Raw genomic sequence first — 22,172 nt, forward strand, 5'->3', positions numbered from 1 at the left:
AGGTTCTTGCCTGCGCAAGGCCACCTGCCTGGTCCGGGCTGGATCCCGGCTCAAGGCCGGAATGAGGAAGAAGTGAAGAGGTACGCCCTGTTGCCCAAGTCAAACTGCAACCGGGCCCCGCAACCAGGCGCCATCTTTCCCTAAAAACTTCAACCCTTTGATCCATCAGCCATTCAGCATTCCCTTCAGCCAGGCCCTCCACAATCACGGTATACTAATGCGTTTTGAATTCTCCCCGCAGCGATGAACCTGTTCGTACTCGGCGTCAACCACGAAACCGCCCCCTTGTCGGTGCGGGAGCGGCTTGCGTTTTCGCCTACCGAACTGCAGTCCGCGCTGCCTGGCCTCGTGGCACAGCCTGGCGTCATTGAGGCCGCCATCATCTCCACCTGTAATCGCACAGAACTCTATTGCAACGCCCGTGATCCGTCCGCCCTGCTGGACTGGTACGCCGCCAGCCGCGGCCGCAAGACAGAAGAGCTCAACAGCTATCTGTACGTGCATGAGGGGGTCAACGCCGCTCGCCATACCTTCCGCGTCGCCGCCGGGCTCGACTCCATGGTGCTGGGTGAAACGCAGATCCTGGGCCAACTCAAAGATGCCGAACGCCAGGCGCGTGAGTCCGGCAGCATGGGCGTGTTGCTCAACGGTTTGTTCCAGCGCGCGTTCCAGGTGGCCAAAGACGTCCGCACGCAAACACGGATCGGTTCGGCATCGGTTTCCATGGCCGCGGCTGGCGTCAAACTGGCTGAACGCATTTTTCCGTCCGTATCTGAATGCAATGTGCTGTTCGTGGGTGCGGGCGAGATGATCGAGCTCTGCGCCACGTACTTCTGTGCGCAAAAACCCAAAAAGATGGCGGTGGCCAACCGCACGCTGGAGCGTGGCGAGTTGCTCGCCCGGGAGCATGGTGGCGAAGCCATCCTGTTGACCGACATTGCCGAGCGCCTGCATGAGTTTGACATCGTGGTGAGTTCCACGGCGTCGCCGTTGCCCGTTATTGGCAAAGGCATGATCGAGCGCGCGCTCAAACTGCGCAAACGCCGGCCGCTGTTTATTGTTGATCTGGCCGTCCCGCGTGATGTCGAGCCTGAAGCCGCTGAACTGGACGACATTTATCTGTATACGGTGGATGACTTGTCAGAAGTCGTTCGCCAGGGCGTGCATGCGCGCCAGGGCGAGGTCGTCGCTGCCGAAGCGTTGATCACCGATCACGTCAGCGAATTCAATCACTGGCTGGCCAGCCGCGAACTGGTACCGACCATTCGCGATTTGCGCGATCATGCCGACCGTGCCGCCCGCGCCGAACTGGCCAAAGCCAAGAAGCGCCTGGCTGCCGGAGACAACCCCGAAGAAGTACTGGAAAAGCTCACCGCACAGCTTTCCGCCAAGTTTCTGCACGCCCCGCTGGCTTCTCTCAACGCGGCTGACGGCGAAGAACAAACCGCCCTCGTCACCGCGACCCGCCGCCTTTTCCGCCTCCACGACGAGGAATAGCTTTGATGTCACTGTTCCAGACCGCCCGCTGGCAACGCCAGTTTGATACGGGCGCGTTTGAGGTCGACACCGACCCTGCGCGCCTGCCAATCGATACCGCGTACGACTTTATCGGCCGCCGCTCTTATTGGGGCAAAGGTATGCCGGAAGGCGTATTTCGCCGGTCGGTTGCCGGTGCGTTGTGCTTTGGCATTTACCATGACGATGCCCTGGTCGGCTTTGCCCGCGTAATTACCGATGGCGCCACCATCGCCTATCTGGGCGATGTATTTATCGATGAAGCGTATCGCGGACGTGGTTTATCCAAGTGGCTGATGGAATGCATACACAGTCATCCAGACCTGACCGGCTTGCGCCGCTGGATGCTCTTCACCGCCGATGCCCATGCGCTTTACCGCCAGTTTGGCTGGACCGAAGCCGCGCGCCCAGAGCGTTATATGGAACGGCTTAATCAGAACGTTTACCAACAAGAACAATGAAACCATCGATTCTGGCCCGACTGGCCCAACTTTCCGACCGCCTCGAAGAAGTGGGCGCCCTGCTTGCCTCCGAAGGCGCAACCAACGATATGAACCAGTATCGCAAGCTCACCCGTGAGCATGCCGAACTGGAGCCCGTGGTGGCATTGTATAAAGCGTTCCGCCAGGCCGAGGCGGACATCGCCACTGCGCAAGAGATGCTGTCAGACCCGGATATGAAAGAACTGGCCGAGGAAGAACTGGCCGAGGGCAAGGCACGCATCGAAGCACTGGAACTGGATCTGCAAAAGGCTCTGCTGCCCAAAGACCCGAACGACGAGCGCAACATTTTCCTGGAAATTCGCGCGGGTACGGGGGGCGATGAATCCGCCCTGTTTGCTGCCGATTTGTTCCGCATGTATAGCCGTTACGCCGAACGCAACCGCTGGCAGGTGGAAATCATGTCGGCCAACGAGTCTGACCTGGGCGGTTTCAAAGAAGTGATCGCCCGCATTGTCGGTTTTGGCGCGTATTCACGCCTGAAATTTGAAAGCGGTGGTCACCGCGTGCAGCGTGTCCCGGCGACGGAAACACAAGGCCGGATTCATACCTCTGCGTGCACCGTGGCGGTGATGCCGGAGGCGGACGAAGCGGAAGAGATCAACATCAACCCGGCCGAGCTGCGTATCGATACCTTCCGCGCCTCCGGGGCCGGCGGGCAGCATATCAACAAGACCGACTCGGCAGTGCGCGTGACACATATCCCGACGGGGATCGTGGTGGAGTGTCAGGACGACCGCAGCCAGCACAAGAACAAAGCTCGCGCGCTGGCAGTACTGGCAGCGCGGATCAAAGACGTGCAAGACCGTGAGCGCCAGGCCAAGGAAGCCGCTACCCGCAAGAGCTTGATTGGCAGCGGTGATCGCAGTGAGCGTATCCGCACCTACAACTATCCGCAGGGGCGCATGACCGATCACCGGATCAACCTGACGCTCTACAAGCTGGACGCGATTATGGATGGCGACCTGGAAGAGCTGACCCAGTCACTGGTCAACGAACAACAGGCCGAGTTGCTGGCCCAATTGGGCGAGTAAGTACAGCAGTGATCAAGCGTGCCTTCAATGGCACCTTATCAATTGATTTGACAATGAATTACGCGAAAGCACGCAATCCGATTGGTATATAATCGCGTGCTTTCCAGAAAGGGTTGTTATGCACGTTTTTTACGAAGAGGATGGTAGCTTCAAGGTCGCTACGGTCAAGGAATCGCAACCGGCGAGCCTGATGGTAGAAGACGTGAGAGGCAAGCGCAGCAAGGTCAAGAACGGCAACGTGCTGCTCAAGTTTGAGCGTCCTGGCCTGGATGAAGTGCTACCGCAGGCCGATACACTGGCCGCCGAGATTGATCTGGACCTCTTGTGGGAAACGTGCGGCGAGCACGAATTTGGCTTTGAAGAACTGGCAGCCGAGTACTTTGGCGCCAATCCGTCGGCCGCATCGCAGATCGCCGTCGTCCTGCGCCTGTCTGCCGCTCCCATGTACTTCTACAAAAAGGGCAAGGGCCGCTACAAGGCTGCACCGGAAGAAAACCTGAAGGCCGCGCTGGCAGGCCTTGAGCGCAAACAGCGTGAAGCCGAGCAGATGGCAGTCTGGCAAGCAGAGCTGGTCGCCGGCAAGCTGCCGGAGGCATTTCAGCCCATCATCAACCGTCTGTTGCATCGTCCGGACAAAAACGGCATTGAATACAAAGCGCTGGCGCAAGCCGCCGACGCAGCCCACACCAGCCCTACCCGCCTGCTGCAAAGCGTGGGTGCGATCCCGGATGTGGCCGATTACTTCCTGCAGGGCTTCTTGCTGGAAACCTTCCCCAAAGGCCGCGAGGCGGTGGTCAGCCAGACCGTCACCTTGCCTACCGATTTGCCGGTGGCTGATGTTCAGGCGTTCTCCATCGATGATGTCACCACGACTGAAATCGATGACGCACTCAGCCTGAAGAAACTGCCCAACGGCAACTGGCAAGTGGGCATTCATATTGCCGCGCCGGCTTTGGGCATCGCACCGGATACCGAACTGGACAAGCTGGTGTTCGACCGCCTTTCGACCGTGTATTTCCCGGGCGACAAAATCACCATGCTGCCTGACTCGGCAGTCCAGGTTTTCACATTGCAAGAAGGCGCCTCGCGCCCGGCGGTGTCGATGTACCTGGAAGTCTCACCCGGGTTTGACATCCTCAATCATCGCACCGTGGTCGAACAGGTACCCATTGCGGCCAACCTGCGCCACGACCAGATCGAAGCCCTGTTTAACGAATTGACCGCCGGCAAGGAAGAGGGTCCGGACTTCCCCTGGAAGGCCGAACTGACCACATTGTGGCGCTTTGCCGGCAACCTGGAAGGCCGCCGTGGTCGCGCAGATGACCCGAATGCGCCGGTACGCATTGATTACAGCTTCTACGTCGACACGCTGGATAACGGCGAGAAACGCGTGCGCATTCTGCCACGCAAACGTGGCTCGCCCATGGACAAGCTGGTCGCCGAAATGATGATTCTGGTGAACAGTCAGTGGGGCAAGGATTTGAAAGATGCCGAGATCGCCGGCATCTATAGAGTGCAAAACAACGGCCGCGTGCGCATGACCACACAGCCGGGCCCGCACATTGGCCTGGGCGTTGAGTTCTATGCCTGGTCGTCTTCGCCGCTACGGCGTGCGGTGGACTTTGTGAACCAGCAGCAAATCATCGCCATGGTGAGCGGTACGAAGCCACGTTTCCAGAAAAACGATGCGGAATTGTTTGCAGCGATTGGCGCGTTCGACACCGCCTACGCCGCCTACGCCGACTTCCAGGACAAGATGGAGCGCTACTGGTGTCTGCGCTACATGGAACAGGAAAACATGCGCGAGTTCTCTGGCTCGATCATCAAAGAGAACCTGGTGCGTGTAGATGGCATGCCGTTGGTGATGCGCGTGCCAGGATTGCCGGAATTACCGGCCGGTTCAACAGTCGTACTACAACGACTGAAAACCGACTGGCTGGAACTGAATCTGGATTGCCGCCTGGCAACGATGTAAGGGATGGCTGGCAACGGCCACCTGGACTCGTGAAATCGGGAAGATTTTTATGCAGCAGAAACGCCCTCTGAACTACTACCTGCCGATGCGCTTTGCCAATGGCGAGCAAATCCGGCAGTTTTCCAAACCTTGCGTGCGCTGCGGTCACATGCTGGGCGCCAAAGACATGTTTGGCATCGCCCGCTTGCTTGATGACAGCCTGGCCATCGCCGCCAAAGCGCAATGCCCCAAGTGCGGCGAGCAATTTGGCGTAGCTTGCCGCGTAGATAATCACAAGCGTGTCACACGGGTCATCATGCCGGCGTTCCTGTTTGGCTGGTTCCTGCGCAACCTGCCGGTGCAACCACGCGAGCGCGAGGCTGAAATTGCCCGTGCTGCGGCCATGCTGGCCCAAGCCACAGAAGCCGCCGCACCGCCTGCCCCGATCAGCCCGCAAGAAATCATCCGCGCAGCCGAAAGCGTAGGCAGTTACCAAGGCAAAGTGATCCCGGCCTGGGTCAAAGTGGATGGTCAGCAGATGGCTTTTGACCGTGTGCTGCTGAACGCGCGGCCAGGCCCAGGTGAGTTCTTGCTGGATGATTGTCTGGTCTACCGCGCCTGATCGATCATTCATTGATCAAACGGCTGGATGGCTGAAAGTGCCAGTACACCGGCGATATTTGCGATTTATAATCGCGCCCTTACAAGTGATGTCGGAGCTTTACCATGAACCGCAGCATGCTCAAATCCAAGATCCATCGTGTCACGGCCACCCATGCCGAACTGCACTACGAAGGGTCTTGCGCTATCGATGAAGATCTCCTCGAGGCAGCGAACATCCGCGAATTTGAAGAAGTCACCATCTGGAACATCAACAACGGTGCACGCTTTTCCACCTACGCCATCAAGGGCGCGCGTGGCTCGGGCATCATCTCGCTGAACGGCTCGGCAGCCCGTCAGGCGCAAGTGGGTGATCTGTTGATCATTGCCACCTTTGCCCAATACAACGAGACTGAACTGGCCAGCCATCACCCGGCGCTGGTGTTCGTCGATGCCCAGAACAAGATCAAAGAGATCAAGCACGGCATCCCGACCCAGAACTGAGTCCCCCACTCAGCCCGGTTCACACCAAAGCCCCGCCACAATGCGGGGCTTTTGTTTTGCCTCCACGCGCCTGAAGGCGCACGAATCACGTACCATTTGCCTCTTTGCATCCGGAGAAAACCCCATGTCCGCTTCCCAGGTGCGCGACTATCTGTTGTCGCTGCAGCAAAACATTGTCGCCACGCTGGAAAACCTGGATGGGCACACCTTCCGGCATGACCAATGGGATCGCGCGGAAGGCGGCGGCGGGATTTCCCGGCTGGTCGAAGATGGCGGGTTGATAGAGCGCGGCGGAGTCAATTTCTCTCATGTCAAAGGCCAGACGCTGCCGCCCTCGGCGACCGCGCACCGCCCGGAACTGGCTGGCCGCGCCTGGGAAGCCATGGGTGTTTCTCTGGTCATTCACCCGCGCAACCCGTACGTACCGACCGTGCATATGAATGTCCGCATGTTCCGCGCCTACGCCGAAGGCCACGACGACGTGGTGTGGTTTGGCGGTGGCATGGATCTGACCCCGTACTACGGCTTTGAGGAAGATGCCCATCATTTCCACGCCACTTGCCGCGATGCCGTCGCGCCGTTTGGCGAGCAGTACTACCCCAAATACAAAACCTGGTGCGATACGTATTTCTTCCTCAAACACCGCAACGAACCGCGCGGCATAGGCGGCATCTTCTTTGATGATTTGTCAGAACTGGGTTTTGAGGGCGGTTTTGCATTTATCCGGGCCGTTGGCGACGCTTTCCTGCAGGCCTACGTCCCCATCGTCGAACGCCGTCGCGAGTACCCGTTTGGTGAGCGCGAACGCGACTGGCAGGCGTACCGCCGCGGTCGGTATGTCGAGTTCAACCTGGTGTGGGATCGCGGCACGCTATTTGGTTTGCAGTCTGGCGGGCGTACTGAATCCATCTTGATGTCGATGCCGCCGATTGTGAAATGGCGTTATGACTGGCATCCGCCCCAAGGGTCGGCGGAAGCCCGATTGTTGAGTGATTTTCTGATCGGGAAGGATTGGTTGGGCTGAACATCAGCCATCAAACAAAAAGGCCGTCATCACGACGGCCTTTTTGTATCTGACACACGCCCGCAATCACTTGCGGGTAATTGCGCGCCAGCCGATGTCGGTACGGTGCTGCTCGCCATCGAAGTTCACGCCGGCCAACAATTCATAGGCGCGCTTTTGGGCAGCCTTGAAGGTTTCGCCAAACGCTGTCACGCACAGTACGCGGCCGCCACTGGTCATCGGCTGGCCGTCTGCATTGAGCTTGGTGCCAGCGTGGAAGACGTGCCCGTCTTCAACCTCCGGGGTCGCGCCGGTGATCACGTCGCCGGTACGCGGGGTGTCCGGATAATTGGCAGCAGCCATGACAATGCCCAATGCAACGCGGCGATCCCATTCGGCTTCAACCTTGTCGAGTGAGCCTTCTACGGCATGCTCAACCAGGTTCACCAGATCACTCTTCAAACGCAGCATGATCGGCTGGGTTTCCGGATCACCCATGCGGCAGTTGAATTCCAGCGTTTTCAACTGGCCTTCCGGGCTGATCATCAAACCAGCGTACAAAAACCCGGTGTAAATGATGCCGTCGCGCGCCATGCCTTGTACGGTCGGCATGATCACTTCACGCATGGCTTTAGCGTGGATTTCCGGGGTCACAACCGGGGCCGGGCTGTAGGCGCCCATGCCACCGGTGTTGGGACCTTCGTCGTGGTCTTTCAGGCGTTTGTGGTCCTGGCTGGACGCCAGCGCCAGCACGTTTTTGCCATCAACCATGACAATGAAACTGGCTTCTTCGCCGGTCAGGAATTCTTCGATGACCACGCGGGCACCAGCATCACCCAGCTTGTTATCAGACAGCATGCTGTCGACAGCGTCATGCGCTTCTTGCAACGACATGGCAACCACCACGCCCTTGCCCGCAGCCAGGCCATCGGCCTTGATCACGATCGGCGCGCCCTTGGCATCGATATAAGCGTGGGCTTTGGCGGCGTCAGAGAAGGTCTCGTAATCGGCAGTCGGAATGCCATGGCGCTTCATGAAGGCCTTGGCGAAATCCTTGGAGCTTTCCAGTTGGGCCGCCGCTTTGGTCGGACCAAAAATCTTCAGGCCGGCTTTGCGGAACGCATCGACCACACCTTTGGACAACGGCGCTTCCGGGCCAACGACGGTCAGCTGGATCTGCTCGCGCTGGGCAAAGGCCACCAGCACGTCAATGTCGGTGATCGGCACGTTGGTCAGATTGGGCTCCAGCGCGGTGCCCGCGTTGCCTGGCGCCACAAATACCTTGCCCACGCGGGGCGACTGCGACAGTTTCCAGGCCAGCGCGTGTTCGCGTCCGCCATTGCCGATTACAAGCACGTTCATGTGTATATCCTGATTATTCAAATGCGTAGCGACTGAAGAAGAAAGCTACATCCCCGTTGTTCACGCCGCCCAGGCTCGGAATCCAGGTGCCCATGATGTAAAGCTGGCGATAGCGGATTGACGCGACCGGCAACGCAATCGGGAAAGGAATGCCACCGAAGATATCCCGGCGGGAAGTCATGCCAACTGAATATCCACCGCCAAATGACAACCCACCCAGGATCGGATCGGTAAACCACAGGCCCGCATAACCCACCATGAATTCCGGGTTTTTGTGTGAGTCAGAAAACATCAAACCGAGCACAATGTCTTCATTGCCTTTGTCATCAATGACGTGTCGGCCATAGCCTCCACCCCAGCCCCATTTGTTCAGTTCATTGAGCTTTTCTTCGGTGTACTGGTGCGGGTCATGCCAGGTGTAGCCGGAAACATAAATATCCGACTTGCCGTTCTGATACACATCAGAAACGTGTGTACAGGCCTGGTCGAGCCAGCTTCCCATGCCGGTGCAGTCAATGGCTAACGCCAGGGGCGCAGCAAGGCTCAAGATCAAGGCAGCAAGTATTTTTTTCATGAGAGACGAGTTTCTTCTGGTGAATTGAAGCTATACGGATCTAACCAGCGGCGGGCTGATTGGCACGATCCGTAAACCTGATGCGCCGCAGCATGCGCGCTTTGCCGGCATTTTACAGCCTGCCGCGCCCATGCCAAGCGGCCCAGTCAACTTCCAGCAAGCCAAAAGGGCTGAAAAAAAACGGGCGCCAGCCTGCGAGGGTGGCAGTGCTTGCTCATTAACGCAGCAACAGACATCAGGTTGAACCGGTTGTTCTGATTGCCAGTGTGAACCCGCAACATGACAACCGGATATGAAGCTCACCGGGCACCGCCATCAAATGCAATGACGATACCCGGCGTGTAGCGCAAAGCTTAGTGACGGAAATGGCGGATGCCGGTCAGCACCATGGCAATACCGTGTTCATCGGCGGCGGCAATGACTTCTTCATCACGCACGGAACCACCCGGTTGAATGATGGCCGACACGCCGTTCTCGGCAATGACATCCACACCATCACGGAACGGGAAGAAGGCATCCGACGCTGCCACCGAGCCACGCAGCTCCAGACCCGCAGAGCGGGCCTTGATGGCGGCGATTTTGGTGGAATCCACACGGCTCATCTGACCGGCGCCGATACCCAGCGTCTGACCATGGCCGCAGAACACGATGGCATTGGACTTCACAAACTTGGCGACGCGCCAGGCAAACAGCATGTCTTTCAATTGGGCATCAGTCGGCGCCTTTTTGGTCACGACTTTGAGGTCCGACAGTTTGAGTGCGTGGACATCCGGCGTTTGCACCAGCAAGCCACCGCCTACGCGCTTCACATCAAACTTGTTCTCACCGGACTCCAGCGGCACGGTCAGGACGCGCACGTTCGGCTTCTTGGCCAACAGCGCCAGCGCATCTGCGCTGTAGCCCGGGGCAATCAGCACTTCCAGGAACTGGGCTGCCACCGCTTGCACGGTGTCGCCATCCACTTCGCGGTTAAACGCAATGATGCCGCCAAAGGCAGAGGTGGTATCGGTCGCAAACGCAAGGCGATACGCGCTGAACGTATCTGCGCCCACAGCAACGCCACACGGGTTGGCGTGCTTGACGATCACACATGCCGGCTCTTCAAACTGCTTGACGGCTTCCCATGCAGCATCAGAGTCAGCGATGTTGTTGTACGACAGCTCTTTACCTTGCAGTTGCGAGTATCGCGAGAGGCTGCCCGCAGCCGGGTCCAGATCGCGGTAGAACGCGGCGGACTGATGCGGATTTTCGCCGTAACGCATGTCCTGCACTTTCACAAATTGCAGGTTCAGGCGTTCCGGATAGGCTTTCTTTTCGCCCTCTTCGGTCAGCGCTGTCAGGTAGTTGGAGATCGCGCCATCATAGGCAGCTGTGTGGCTGAAAGCCTTTTTGGCCAACGCACGGCGGGTCGGCAGAGTCAGGCCGCCCTGATGTTCTTTCATTTCTGCAACCAGCGGGGCGTAGTCAGCCGCATCGGTCACAATAGCAACGTGGGCGTGGTTCTTGGCTGCGGAGCGCACCATGGCCGGGCCGCCAATGTCGATGTTCTCGATGGCGTCATCAAAGCTGCAATCCGGCTTGGCGATGGTGGCTTCAAACGGGTACAGGTTCACACAGACCAGATCAATGTTGCCGATGCCATGTTCGGCCATTTTGGCGACGTGGCTATCCAGATCGCGGCGGCCCAGAATCCCGCCGTGGATTTTCGGGTGCAGCGTTTTCACGCGCCCATCCAGCATTTCGGGAAAGCCGGTGTAATCGGCCACTTCAATGACCGGCACATTGTTCTCTGCCAGCAGTTTGGCGGTGCCACCCGTGGAGAGAATCTCCACACCGAAACCCGCAAGGGCTTTGGCAAATTCGAGTACACCGGTTTTGTCGGAAACGCTGATCAGCGCACGCTTGATGATGGTCATTGCTGTTTTTTCCTGATGCCCGTGGAGGTAAAGATCAAAAAACACTAACAAAACAAATCACAGTGAAACCGGGTGCCCCGTCTTTGCGGTGGCACGTATTGCTGTTTTAGAGCATGTCGTATGTCTGCAGCTTTTTGCGCAGCGTGTTGCGATTAATGCCCAGCACTTCTGCGGCGCGGGTCTGATTGCCGGCAACGTGGTCAAGGACGAGCTCCAGCAGCGGTTTTTCAACGCGCGCCAGGACCATGTCATACAGCGCGCACGGCGCTTCACCATCCAGATCCTCGAAATACCGGGCCAGCGAGGACCGGATAGATTCGGCGATAGGATCTTCTTCCTGCGTAATGACGCAAGTGGCTGGTTGGTTCATGGTTACTTCCCTGAAACTGCCCTCAGGTCTGGCCTGGGGCTTTTAGTGATAAATGCGGCGGCCTTGTGGCCTGCCGTCATGCTGCCGCCAGCGCGTCATCCGCGTCGCGGGCAGTCTCCTCCATTTCGTAAATCAGCCGCTCGCCCAGTGTGGCCAGACCGTCGAAAAAAGTGCTCACAGCAGCATGCTGTGCGGCAGTCGAGTCCAGCTTGTACATGGCCTGGCGGAAAGCGTTGCCATCCTTCAGACCCTTGGTATACCAGGCGATATGTTTGCGGGCAATCCGGCAACCGGAATACTCGCCATAAAACGCGTAAAGCTCGTCAAGGTGTTGCAACAATACAGCACGAATCTCGGTCACCTCTGGCGGCGGCAGGTTTTCACCCGTGGTCAGAAAGTGTGCAATCTCGCGGAACAACCAGGGCCGGCCCTGCGCCGCACGACCAATCATGATCGCGTCGGCACCGGTCTCGGCCAGTACGGCTTTGGCTTTTTGCGGCGTATCAATGTCGCCATTGGCAATCACTGGAATACGCAGCATGGATTTGACTTCACGGATCAGCCCGTAGCGCGCGGCGCCGTTGTACATGTCTTCCCGCGTGCGGCCGTGCAGCGCCAGCGCGGCAATGCCGGCTGCCTGTGCGCGTTCGGCCACGCGCAGTACGTTTTCTTCCCCGTTGCAAAAACCTAGACGGGTTTTCAGCGTCACCGGCACATCTACCGCGGCAACGACGGCATCCAGAATCTCGCCCACCAGCGCTTCGTCTTTAAGCAGCGCAGAACCGGCCAGCTTGTTGCAGACCTTCTTGGCCGGGCAGCCCATATTGATGTCAATGATCTGCGCGCCCAGTTCTACATTCAGCTTTGCCGCTTGCGCCAGCATGGCCGGGTCAGAGCCGGCAATCTGCACGGCAATCGGCCCGGGCTCGCCCGCGTGATCCATACGGCGGCGCGTCTTTTCGTTATCCCACAGTGCATTGTTGGCCGTGATCATCTCGGACACGGCGTAGCCTGCCCCGAAATGACGGCACAACTGGCGAAACGGTCTGTCCGTCACACCCGCCATGGGCGCTACGAACAGATTGTTTTGTAAGGGGAAAGGGCCGATCTGCATGGTGACCGCTGTCGCAGAAAAGGCCGGAATTCTACCGCCTGCTTATTTTTTGGGCAACCGCAACGGCTTGGGCGGTGTCACCAAAGCGTCACGCCGGGCGGTCAAAACCAGCACCGACGCCACTTGGGCAAGTTTTTGATCATGCGCAAATCTTGCCGTTTGGCAGAACCGGCTTTTTTCTGACTCAATGCACACAGGGCTGAAACTTACGGCGATCAGCAGTCTCATCTGTAACGTTTATTTACGCAAAGCGCATCAGAGGGGTTCACAATCGCTTGCACAGAGAACGAAACCCTCAGAACGAGTCGATAAAACATGAACACACGTCGCCCTGCAGCCCGCCACTCCTTGTATGCCTATGCCTGGGATCTGGCCGGGCGTGACACCCGGTCATCCGTGGATGAAATCCTGGATCTGGGTGTGGATGGCCTCAGCCTTGCCGCCAGCTATCACACTGGCAAATTCCTGCGCCCTCGTTCATCGGGCGCGGGCAAGGTGTATTTCCCGGAAGACGGCACGGTGTACTTCAACCCCGAGCCCGCGCGCTACCGCGCCATTCAGCCGCGCCCCCACTCTGACGCCGCCGTACGCCAGGTAGCGTATGACCTGGCTGAAGACGGCCGCCTCAAGCTCTCGGCCTGGACCATCCTGTTCCATAACAGCCGCATGGGCGAAGCACACCCGGAACTCACGGTGAAGAACGCCTGGGGGGATGGTTACGTGTATGCCCCCTGCCCCATGCAGCCACAATTGATCGACTATGCCACGGATCTGGCCACGGATCTGGCCAATGCTTTACCCTGGCAAAGCCTGACGCTGGAATCGCCCGGCTGGACGCCCTATGCACACGGGTATCACCACGAGTTCGCCCAGGTACGCAGCAACCTGTGGCTGGATACCATGATGGGTCTGTGCTTTTGCGACGCCTGTCAAACCCGTGCGCGTGAAGACGGCATCGATGCGGCAGGTCTGGCTGGCCGCATTCGCGATCGCGTAGATGGCTATCTGAACGGTCCGGCCGACGCCAGCGCAGACCAGGCCGCCTCCTGGCTAGCGGCAGATATCCTCGATGACATTGAGCTGGCCGCCTTTTTGCGTATGCGCCAGCGCCACGTCACGGGCATTGTCAGCCGTATCCGCGCAGCCATCCCGACTGAAGTTGCCCTTTATGTGATCCCGACCGTGCAACGCCCAACCGCGCAGACCTGGCTGGAAGGCACAGACCTCAAAGCATTGGCTTTTGCCGCCGACGGCATTGAAGTGCCGTTCTATGAGCCTGATGCCAACCGTGTGCTGGCCGATGCACTGGACACCATCCGCCGTGTTGGCGATGCCCGCCGTGTGCGCGGCATCCTGCGCCCTGGCGTACCGGATCTGGGTGATGGCGCCCAAACCGGCACGGCGTTGGCCGGATTGCATGCCATGGGGATCCAGGAGGTTGGTTTTTATAACTACGGCATGTTGCGCCAGGTTCATCTGGACGGGCTGCGTACCGTGCTCAAGCGCTAGCCGCATGGGCAGCAGGGGGCTGGCCCCCTGCTGCACCGCCGCAGTCCGGGCACCGCTTCGTGGTAGGATGTCTCTCCATCAACCTGATCTCGTGAACCAATGCCATGAGCCGTTTCTGGAGCCCCATCGTCCAAACGCTGACCCCGTATGTACCGGGTGAGCAGCCCAAGATTGCCAATCTCATCAAGCTCAATACCAACGAGAACCCGTACGGCCCGTCCCCGCGCGTGCTGGAAGCCATTGCTGCAGAAAGCAGTGACGCGCTGCGCCTGTATCCGGACCCGAACTCGGATCGTCTCAAGCAGACCATCGCCAGTTATCACGGTATTGCGCCCAATGAAGTGTTTGTTGGCAACGGTTCAGACGAAGTGCTGGCTCATGTGTTCATGGCGTTGCTCAAGCATGACAAGCCGCTGCTGCATCCAGATATCAGCTACTCGTTCTACCCGGTGTACTGTGGTCTTTATGGGGTGAACAGCAAGCTCGTGCCGCTGGATGATCAGATGCGCATCAACCCGGCCGATTACGACCAGGATTGCGGCGCCATCATCATCGCCAACCCCAACGCCCCGACTGGCATTGCGCTCACCGCTGCCGAGATTGAAACCCTGGTGCAGGCCCATCCGGACCAGGTTGTGGTGATTGACGAAGCGTATATCGATTTCGGTGGCGAGACCGTTATTCCGCTCATCAAGCGCTACCCCAATTTGCTGGTCATCCAGACACTTTCCAAGTCCCGCTCGCTGGCAGGCTTGCGCATCGGCTTTGCGGTTGGCCACCCGGCCTTGATCGAAGGTCTGGAGCGCGTGAAGAACAGTTTCAACAGCTATCCGCTTGATCGCATTGCCATTGCTGCAGGCGTGGCCGCGTACGAAGACGAGAGCCACTTCCAGCGCACAACCCAAGCCGTGATTGCTACGCGCAACAATCTGGTAGCCGGTCTCAAACTACTGGGTTTTGACGTGCTGCCCTCAGCGACCAACTTCGTGTTTGCGCGCCACCCACGCCACGATGCGGCCAGACTCGCGGCTGATCTGCGCGCCAAAGCAATCCTGGTACGACACTTCAAACAAGCACGGATTGACCAGTACTTGCGCATCAGTATTGGCACAGACGAACAGTGCGAAGCGCTGGTGAACGCGCTGCAAGAGCTGATTGCGTGATTGGGGCTTGATCCCCCTCGGAGAGCCCGGCCTGGCCGGGCTTTTTTACGTGCTTCGACATGCCAAATGCATAAGCAAGTCCTGATGGCCAATCTGCCGTTCCAATTTGGCGACACCCGCCGCGCCAGGCTTGCGGCACTGCACACCCGGGGTTAATGTGCCCAACACAGAACATACGGAAAAACCCTGATGCCGCTCCTGATTTTCTTCGCTCTGATCGTGGTTGTGCTGGTGTATTTCGTGATGATCTACAACAACCTGGTCAGCCTGAAACACAACATCGGCCGGGCCTGGTCCAATATCGACGTGTTGCTCAAGCAGCGCCACGACGAACTTCCCAAGCTGGTAGAGACCTGCAAGCACTACATGCAGTTTGAGGCCGAAACCCTGGAGAAAATCATGCTGGCGCGCGGCGGTGTGGCGCAAGCGCGCGAGCAACGCGACATGGTGGCGCTGGGTGCGGCCGAGCAACAACTGCGCAACCGTCTGGGCGCTCTTTATGCAACCGTTGAGGCCTACCCGGAACTGCGCGCCAATATGCAGTTTCAGCATCTGGTCGGACGCATTACTCAACTGGAGAACGATATTGCCGATCGCCGCGAGTTCTACAATGACACCGTGAACGTCAACAACGTGCGCATCGAACAGTTCCCGGACGTCATCGTCGCCAACGCTTTTCATTTCAAGCCAGCGCAACTACTGGAATTCGATAGCCACGACAAACAAGATGTCTCAGTTGGCACCCTGTTTCAGCGCTGATATCCCGGCTTACTCACTCCATACCAGGCACCATGCTTCAGCTTCCTTTTGACAACCTCTGGCTAGACCGTTTGCGTCGCTGGCCCCTCGGCGGCTGCATGCTGGCAGCCCAGGCCGTGGTGCTTACCACGGGTGCATCACACGTTCATCGCCCGCGGGATTTTCTGCTGCTGCTATGCCTGATCGCAGTCATGTCCGGCTTCGCCTGGGTGCATCATCGCCGACGCTACATGCTCATGGGGGGCACGCCCCTGACGCGTATTGGCTCCGCACCGCAAGGTTATGTACAAGTGGCCGGGTTTGCCCAGGCGCTGGATGACGGCCCACTGGTTTGCCCTGGCATAGACATGCGCTGCGTGTGGTATCAAGTGGTGGTGGAACAGCGCATGTCCGGCATGCAAAATAGTGGCGAATACCGCTACGTGGACACATTGCAAAGCGCGCATGGCTTTTTGCTGGCGGATGATACCGGTCGCTGCCTGATCGACCCGGATAGCGCAGAAATCCGCAGTACCGACACCATGGTCGAACACAAAGACAACTGGCGCTATACCGCCCGCATGATCTGCGAAGGCGAACCCATCTACGCCATTGGCGAGTTTGTCTCTGTGCGTGAGCAACCGGTGGATATGAAACTGGCCGTGTCGCAAAAGCTGGCAGAGTGGAAACGGGATCGGGCCGATTTACTGCGGCGCTTTGACACCGACCGTAACGGCCAGATTGACGAAAACGAATGGACCGCCGCACGACACGCGGCGGAGCGCGAAGTCAGCGACGAAACCGCTGAGGTCAACATGCAAGCGCCTGCCCATGTCATGCGCGCCAGCCGTGATGGCCGGCCTTTCCTCGTCGCCACAGAAGATCCATCAGAAGGTGTCTCGCGCAACCGGCGCTGGGCGTGGCTACATCTGGTTCTGCTGATTGCCATACTGTTCGGCACGCTGTATCTGGCACACCACCCAGACCGAATCCCCGGCCATCGCGCTGCACCAGTCGATACCTTGACCGGGGCCAGCAACACCGGGACCCCCTGATACGCGCGCCGGCCCTTCGCCGGTGCGCCCGCCCGGCGTACAATCACGCTTTACGCCCACCGGATCTGAACCCGCATGCGCATCGCTCTTGCCCAAATCAATGCTGTCGTTGGCGATCTGCCCGGCAATCTGGACCTGATCCTCGCCGCCGTGACCGAGGCGCGCAAACAAGGCGCAGACCTCATCCTGACGCCCGAACTGGCATTGACCGGATACCCGCCCGAAGACCTGTTATTGCGCCCGGCTTTTCTGGACGAATGCCGCAAAGCGATTGGCCGCCTGATTGATGAAGTAGATGGCATTACGCTGGTCATCGGCCATCCGCATGGCAGCGGCGAAGACCGCTTCAACTGCGCAACGGTGATTCGCGATGGGCATCTCCTGGGCCGCTATGAAAAAATGTTGTTGCCCAATGACGAAGTATTCGACGAAGTCCGTTACTTCACGCCGGGCGTGCAACCACTGGTGTTTGAACAAAACGGCACGCAAATCGGCATTGTGATCTGCGAAGACGCCTGGGATATCGATCCCGCCAGCGCAGCACGTGAAGCTGGCGCAGAACTGCTGCTGGTGCTGAATGCCTCGCCCTACCACCTGAACAAGCAAACCACGCGACTGGAAGTGCTGGGCCAGCGCGTGGAAGAAACCGGTATCCCGCTGGTGTACGTCAATATGGTCGGCGGCCAGGATGAACTGGTGTTCGATGGCCACTCTTTTGCGCTGAACCGCGAAGGCAAACTCGTCGCACAATTGCCGGCTTTTGAGTCTGCCCTGCAAGTGATCGACTTCAAGGGTGGCGATCTCTTGCCAACGGCCATCGTGCCGGCATTGTCTGAAGAAGCCAGTGTCTGGGCGGCGCTGGTCACCGGCGTGCGGGACTATATCGGCAAGAACCGTTTCCCCGGCATTTTGCTGGGCCTCTCCGGCGGGATCGACTCGGCTGTGGTGCTTGCGATTGCCTGCGATGCGTTGGGTGCCGACAAAGTCCATGCGGTCATGATGCCCTCACGCTACACGGCAGATATCTCGGTCAATGACTCGCGCGAGATGATTCAGCGCCTGGGCTGCAAGTATTCCGAAATCGAAATCTGGCCGATGTACGAGGCCTTCATGGGTGGCCTTGCACCAGAGTTCGAAGGGCTCAAGGAAGATACCACCGAAGAAAACCTGCAAAGCCGGATTCGCGGTACGCTTTTGATGGCGCTCTCCAACAAGAGCGGCAAGCTGGTGCTCACCACCGGCAACAAGTCAGAAATGACGACGGGCTACGCCACACTCTACGGCGATATGGCCGGCGGTTTTGCGGTGCTTAAAGACGTGGCCAAGACGCTGGTTTACCGTCTTGCACGCTGGCGCAATACCGTCAGTGATGTCATCCCCGATCGCATCATTACCCGCCCGCCTTCGGCTGAACTGCGCCCGGACCAGAAAGATCAGGACAGCTTGCCCGCGTATGAAATCCTCGATGCCATCCTGGCGATGTACGTCGAGGATAACCTTTCCAAAGCGGATATCGTGGCACGCGGGTTTGAAACTGCGGATGTCGAGCGCGTGGTCAAATTGTTAAAGATCAACGAATACAAGCGCCGCCAGGCCCCGGTTGGCCCGCGTGTGACCAACCGTGCTTTCGGTAAAGACTGGCGCATGCCGATCACGCACCGCTTCAACCTGTAAACAGAACACGCATGACAAGGGGGCTTTTGCCCCCTTTTTTATTGATCGACCAGACTGGAGAACCAGCAACCATGACCGCCCCCGTTCTGATCCTGCCCGGCCTGTATAGCTCCGGCCCTCAACACTGGCAAAGCCACTGGGAGGCTGCCCACCCGGATTTCAAACGTGTTGAACAAGCCGATTGGGAAACGCCCCATTGCGCGGACTGGGTCGCCAACCTTGATGCCGCGATCGCGCAATGTGACGAGCCACCGGTCCTGGTCGGCCATAGTCTGGCGTGTACATTGATTGGCAAATGGGCAGAACAACACAAGCGCCCGATCAAGGGTGCCTTGCTGGTTGGTCCCAGCGATATTGAAGCGCCCAGTTACCCGGAAGGCACGACCGGCTTTGGCAAGATGGTGACCATACCCTTGCCGTTTCCAACGATTGTGGTCGCCAGCAGCAACGATGAATACGTCACCCTGACCCGAGCGCGTGAGTTTGCTGCCAACTGGGGCAGTGAAGTGGTCGAGGTCGGCCCGCTGGGGCACATTAACAGCAGCAGCGACCTGGGAATGTGGCCTCAAGGATTTGCGTTGCTACAAAAACTGCTCGGCTGATCAGCCAGCAAACTGTGACTGGCCAAACCCGGGCATGGCGGTAGACTTCTGACTCTTTCGCAGGAAAGAAACCATGTCCGGCATTCACAGCCTCGCCCTGTTCATCCTCTCCGGCCTTTTGCTGAACATCGCCCCCGGCCCAGACTCCTTCTACATTGTGACCCGCAGCGTCACCCAGGGCTTCAGAGCCGGTTCCGCCGCAGCACTGGGCATTGGTGCGGGGACCATGGTGCATATCTTCGCTGCGGCATTTGGCTTGTCTGCTGTGCTGGCGACCTCTGCGATGGCGTTTACCATCGTCAAACTGATGGGTGCGGCGTATCTGTTGTACATCGGCATTGGCATGCTGCGTTCACGGGCGAAACATACGGCGGCCGACCAATCCGACAGCCCGGTCATTCCGCCAGCCACACTGTGGGAGATATTCCGGCAGGGTTTCTGGACCAATGTACTCAACCCGAAAGTCGCCTTGTTCTTTCTGGCGTTTGTACCTCAGTTCATCAACTCCGACGCACCGCATACCGCACTGTCTTTCATCATTCTCGGGCTGATCTTCAACTTCAACGGCATGCTGTGGTGCCATTTCCTGGCACTGTCTGCGCATCAGGCTGCGCAACGCTTGCGCGGCACGGGGCGCTTTACGATGTGGTTGAACCGGGTGATGGGGAGTGTGTTTGTTTATCTGGGGGTGAAGCTAGCGTTGGTCCAGCAGCGGTAAGGACGTGTTAGCGTCTTCAGCGTGAGGCTCAAAGGCGTTTCAAACCCCGGGATTGCCCGACGTTAAAACAACCGTACCGCCGGGCTCTCCCTCACTGCAGTTTCTTCTGTGCCGCAATAATCGCCGCCGACACCACCGCCAACAGCGCCAGCACGCGATAAAGATCATTGCAGGCAATCAGCAACACCTGGTGATCCACCACCCCGGCGACTTGCGCCAACGCCGCGCGAGTCGCCTCGTCAGCAGGCATCCCCTCCCGGACGAACACCGCCTTGAGTGTGGCAATCATGTGATTGAAGGCAGGGTTAAACTCATTGGCAAAGCCAGCGTAATAGTCATACACCGCCGCTTGCCGGTTTTGCATCATGATCGCCGCCACGGCCTGGGCCAGAGAGCCGGACCATTGTCGTAACAGGTTCTTGTTGCGATACCCATGTGCAAACTGTTCGGCCTTGAGCTCCCGGTAGGTCAACCCCGCCACCGGGATCACCAGCAAAACACCAAACAATCCTTTGGCCACCAAGGGCAAAAAGAACGCCGAGAGCGGCATGCCAGGGGGCATGAAAGAGAACACCAGACTACACACGGCCAGCGCGAACACGCCCGTCAACATCAATGGCTTTTTCTGCTTGAAGCGTGACGCCCAGCGCAAATACGCCAGAATCACCAGAAAACTGATGACCGAAGCAAAGGTGTTGAGCCAACCGGCTGTTTCGACCGGCACGCCCTGGGCACGCTCGGCGTAAATGGGGAACAGATAGTTACTGAAATTGGCGAGGAAGTAATGGATGAAATACAACCCGAGGCCAGTCAGATAAACCTGGTTGTTCAAACCGCGCAGAACAAACACCGGGGATGGGTGCCGATACTGGTGCCAGGTAAACCAGGACAGCGTGCCCACACCAACCAGCACAAACAGCCCAAAGTGCACCGGATAGGCAAAGAAATCGAAACGCGCCTCTGACAGTGCCAGTTGCACGCTGATCACACCAACGCCGAAGATGATCAGCGGAATCGGGGTGAAATCCCCACCGTGCTGTTGCTTGGGCACCACCACCGGCAGCCATAAGAGGCAACCCAGCGCGGCCACCGCCGCCATCGGCACCACGCCCCAGAATACCCAGCGCCAACTGTAGTTTTCAATCCATGTACCGGCCAAAGCCGGGGCCAGGGCTGAGACCGAAAAAATGGCGATCATGAAATACCGGATCGCAGTGCCCCGTTCTTTGGGCGTGAACATCAGATTGATGAGAATGCGGCTGCTGGTAAACAGCGCACCGCCGCCCAGCCCCTGAATGGCGCGGCACAGGATTAACTGATCAGGTGTATTGCAAAAGCCGGAGAGCAACGCGCCCAGCGCAAACAGCGCCAGCGCAGCACCCAGAAAATTGCGGTACCCCAGGCGGTGGGCCAGCCATGCCTGTTTCATGATCACCAGCATGCTGGTACAGGCATAGGCGGCGACGGCGAGCACGAACTCTTGCGGGCCTGCGTCAATACCGCCCTGGATATGACTACTGCTGAAAACAAACAGACTGTTTTCAAAGAACTCGACTGCGGTGGTCAACCCAAGCAGCGCCATGACCCAGCGCTTGTCTTTGGGCGCACAGTATGGCGCCAGGCGTTTCACGCGGTCTGGTTCTCCAGCCCCTCATGAAAGTGTGTCAGCTCGGCCGCAATCTGGTCCTGACTGTCGTTATCGAAGACAGACCAGGCGCGGTGATACACCGCATGCACCACCGGCACAGCACGGTTCAACTGTGTTTTGCCTTCAGGCGTCAGCGTCAGCATCATGCGACGGCGATCTTCTTTGTCGAGCGTACGCGTAACCCAACCTGCGGTTTCCAGGCTATCCATCAGCCGGGTGACCTGGGTGCGCGTCATGTCGAGCAACTTGCTCACTTCGGAAGGGTTGGTCGGCGGGGCGTTTTCATCGGCCAGCAACATGGCCATGGCTAGATACTGGGGCATGTTCATGCCACACGGTTCCAGCGCCTCGTTGATACGCATCTCCAGCATTGCAGCTGCTCTGAACAGCGTCCGGGAGAGGAGTATTTCTTTTTGTGGTGCCGCGTCAAAAGACTGGCAAAACCTGGCAATACGCGCTTGGTAGCTCATGAGAAGTCCCCCTGATTTATTATTTCTTATGTGATAATTGCAAATGTAATTTAAATGATGTTGCTTGTAAATATCAAGTTTAGTGAAGTCGACTGAACACGACGCAACCAGATGCGAGGGTGTTGCTAAAGTGTCAGTCTTCACGCGTG

General features: G+C 58.3%; 21 protein-coding genes. 14 read left to right on the forward strand and 7 right to left on the reverse strand.

From position 1 onward, the window contains the following. Positions 1 to 243 precede the first annotated feature (243 nt). The 7 genes from hemA (at position 244) to hemF (ending at position 7,131) form a co-directional block, all read left to right on the forward strand. The gene (gene hemA, locus IEX44_RS19280; protein ID WP_188698058.1) at positions 244 to 1,497 is read left to right on the forward strand and encodes a glutamyl-tRNA reductase; all 1,254 of its coding nucleotides are present in this window, start codon (positions 244 to 246) and stop codon (positions 1,495 to 1,497) included. 5 nt (positions 1,498 to 1,502) lie between these two features. Beyond that, on the forward strand, positions 1,503 to 1,976 hold the full coding sequence (locus tag IEX44_RS19285) for a GNAT family N-acetyltransferase (RefSeq protein ID WP_188698062.1): 474 nt from the start codon (positions 1,503 to 1,505) through the stop codon (positions 1,974 to 1,976). Beyond that, positions 1,973 to 3,049: a peptide chain release factor 1 gene (prfA, locus tag IEX44_RS19290; protein ID WP_188698065.1), complete on the forward strand. Its 1,077-nt coding sequence runs from the start codon at positions 1,973 to 1,975 to the stop codon at positions 3,047 to 3,049. Before IEX44_RS19285 ends, prfA begins: the two co-directional genes overlap by 4 nt. Before the next feature lie 118 nt (positions 3,050 to 3,167). Next, complete coding sequence (locus IEX44_RS19295) at positions 3,168 to 5,024, forward strand: ribonuclease catalytic domain-containing protein (protein ID WP_188698067.1); 1,857 nt, start codon at positions 3,168 to 3,170, stop codon at positions 5,022 to 5,024. Positions 5,025 to 5,073: 49 nt separating this feature from the next. After that, the gene (locus tag IEX44_RS19300) at positions 5,074 to 5,625 is read left to right on the forward strand and encodes a hypothetical protein (protein ID WP_188698070.1); all 552 of its coding nucleotides are present in this window, start codon (positions 5,074 to 5,076) and stop codon (positions 5,623 to 5,625) included. Between the two features lie 104 nt (positions 5,626 to 5,729). Beyond that, on the forward strand, positions 5,730 to 6,107 hold the full coding sequence (gene panD / locus IEX44_RS19305; protein WP_184100318.1) for an aspartate 1-decarboxylase: 378 nt from the start codon (positions 5,730 to 5,732) through the stop codon (positions 6,105 to 6,107). 124 nt (positions 6,108 to 6,231) lie between these two features. Beyond that, positions 6,232 to 7,131, forward strand: coding sequence for an oxygen-dependent coproporphyrinogen oxidase (gene hemF / locus IEX44_RS19310; RefSeq protein ID WP_188698073.1), 900 nt, complete (start codon positions 6,232 to 6,234; stop codon positions 7,129 to 7,131). 66 nt (positions 7,132 to 7,197) lie between these two features. Here hemF and purD read toward each other — a convergent pair whose 3' ends face one another. The 5 genes from purD to dusB all read right to left on the reverse strand — a co-directional run bounded on the left by purD (position 7,198) and on the right by dusB (position 12,446). Then, positions 7,198 to 8,472, reverse strand: a complete 1,275-nt coding sequence (gene purD / locus IEX44_RS19315; RefSeq protein WP_188698075.1) for a phosphoribosylamine--glycine ligase — start codon at positions 8,470 to 8,472, stop codon at positions 7,198 to 7,200. Positions 8,473 to 8,485: 13 nt separating this feature from the next. Then, positions 8,486 to 9,046 (reverse strand): antimicrobial peptide resistance and lipid A acylation PagP, encoded by a 561-nt coding sequence (locus IEX44_RS19320; protein ID WP_188698077.1) that lies wholly within the window; start codon positions 9,044 to 9,046, stop codon positions 8,486 to 8,488. Positions 9,047 to 9,399: 353 nt separating this feature from the next. Beyond that, entirely contained in the window at positions 9,400 to 10,962 is a 1,563-nt protein-coding gene (purH, locus tag IEX44_RS19325) for a bifunctional phosphoribosylaminoimidazolecarboxamide formyltransferase/IMP cyclohydrolase (RefSeq protein ID WP_188698081.1), read from the reverse strand. A gap of 106 nt (positions 10,963 to 11,068) precedes the next feature. Then, complete coding sequence (gene fis / locus IEX44_RS19330; protein ID WP_188698084.1) at positions 11,069 to 11,332, reverse strand: DNA-binding transcriptional regulator Fis; 264 nt, start codon at positions 11,330 to 11,332, stop codon at positions 11,069 to 11,071. Between the two features lie 76 nt (positions 11,333 to 11,408). Further along, positions 11,409 to 12,446, reverse strand: a complete 1,038-nt coding sequence (gene dusB / locus IEX44_RS19335; protein WP_188698087.1) for a tRNA dihydrouridine synthase DusB — start codon at positions 12,444 to 12,446, stop codon at positions 11,409 to 11,411. Between the two features lie 315 nt (positions 12,447 to 12,761). Here dusB and IEX44_RS19340 point away from each other — a divergent pair, with 315 nt between their 5' ends. The 7 genes from IEX44_RS19340 (at position 12,762) to IEX44_RS19370 (ending at position 19,905) form a co-directional block, all read left to right on the forward strand. Then, positions 12,762 to 13,955 carry a hypothetical protein gene (locus IEX44_RS19340; protein ID WP_188698089.1) on the forward strand — a complete coding sequence of 398 codons (1,194 nt, stop codon included), beginning with the start codon at positions 12,762 to 12,764 and terminating at the stop codon, positions 13,953 to 13,955. Between the two features lie 104 nt (positions 13,956 to 14,059). Beyond that, positions 14,060 to 15,118, forward strand: coding sequence for a histidinol-phosphate transaminase (gene hisC, locus IEX44_RS19345; RefSeq protein WP_188698093.1), 1,059 nt, complete (start codon positions 14,060 to 14,062; stop codon positions 15,116 to 15,118). Between the two features lie 189 nt (positions 15,119 to 15,307). Beyond that, the gene (locus tag IEX44_RS19350; protein ID WP_188698095.1) at positions 15,308 to 15,877 is read left to right on the forward strand and encodes a LemA family protein; all 570 of its coding nucleotides are present in this window, start codon (positions 15,308 to 15,310) and stop codon (positions 15,875 to 15,877) included. Between the two features lie 32 nt (positions 15,878 to 15,909). Further along, positions 15,910 to 16,911, forward strand: coding sequence for a hypothetical protein (locus tag IEX44_RS19355; RefSeq protein WP_188698098.1), 1,002 nt, complete (start codon positions 15,910 to 15,912; stop codon positions 16,909 to 16,911). 75 nt (positions 16,912 to 16,986) lie between these two features. Then, on the forward strand, positions 16,987 to 18,585 hold the full coding sequence (locus tag IEX44_RS19360) for an NAD+ synthase (RefSeq protein ID WP_188698101.1): 1,599 nt from the start codon (positions 16,987 to 16,989) through the stop codon (positions 18,583 to 18,585). 71 nt (positions 18,586 to 18,656) lie between these two features. Continuing rightward, complete coding sequence (locus IEX44_RS19365) at positions 18,657 to 19,187, forward strand: RBBP9/YdeN family alpha/beta hydrolase (RefSeq protein ID WP_188698104.1); 531 nt, start codon at positions 18,657 to 18,659, stop codon at positions 19,185 to 19,187. 73 nt (positions 19,188 to 19,260) lie between these two features. Further along, on the forward strand, positions 19,261 to 19,905 hold the full coding sequence (locus tag IEX44_RS19370; protein ID WP_188698108.1) for a LysE family translocator: 645 nt from the start codon (positions 19,261 to 19,263) through the stop codon (positions 19,903 to 19,905). Positions 19,906 to 19,996: 91 nt separating this feature from the next. Here IEX44_RS19370 and IEX44_RS19375 read toward each other — a convergent pair whose 3' ends face one another. Next, entirely contained in the window at positions 19,997 to 21,535 is a 1,539-nt protein-coding gene (locus tag IEX44_RS19375) for an MFS transporter (RefSeq protein WP_229679340.1), read from the reverse strand. Next, positions 21,532 to 22,023, reverse strand: a complete 492-nt coding sequence (locus IEX44_RS19380) for a MarR family winged helix-turn-helix transcriptional regulator (RefSeq protein ID WP_188698111.1) — start codon at positions 22,021 to 22,023, stop codon at positions 21,532 to 21,534. Before IEX44_RS19380 ends, IEX44_RS19375 begins: the two co-directional genes overlap by 4 nt. Between the last annotated feature and the right edge of the window lie 149 nt (positions 22,024 to 22,172).

This window comes from Silvimonas amylolytica, from assembly GCF_014645555.1.
GTDB lineage: Bacteria > Pseudomonadota > Gammaproteobacteria > Burkholderiales > Chitinibacteraceae > Silvimonas > Silvimonas amylolytica.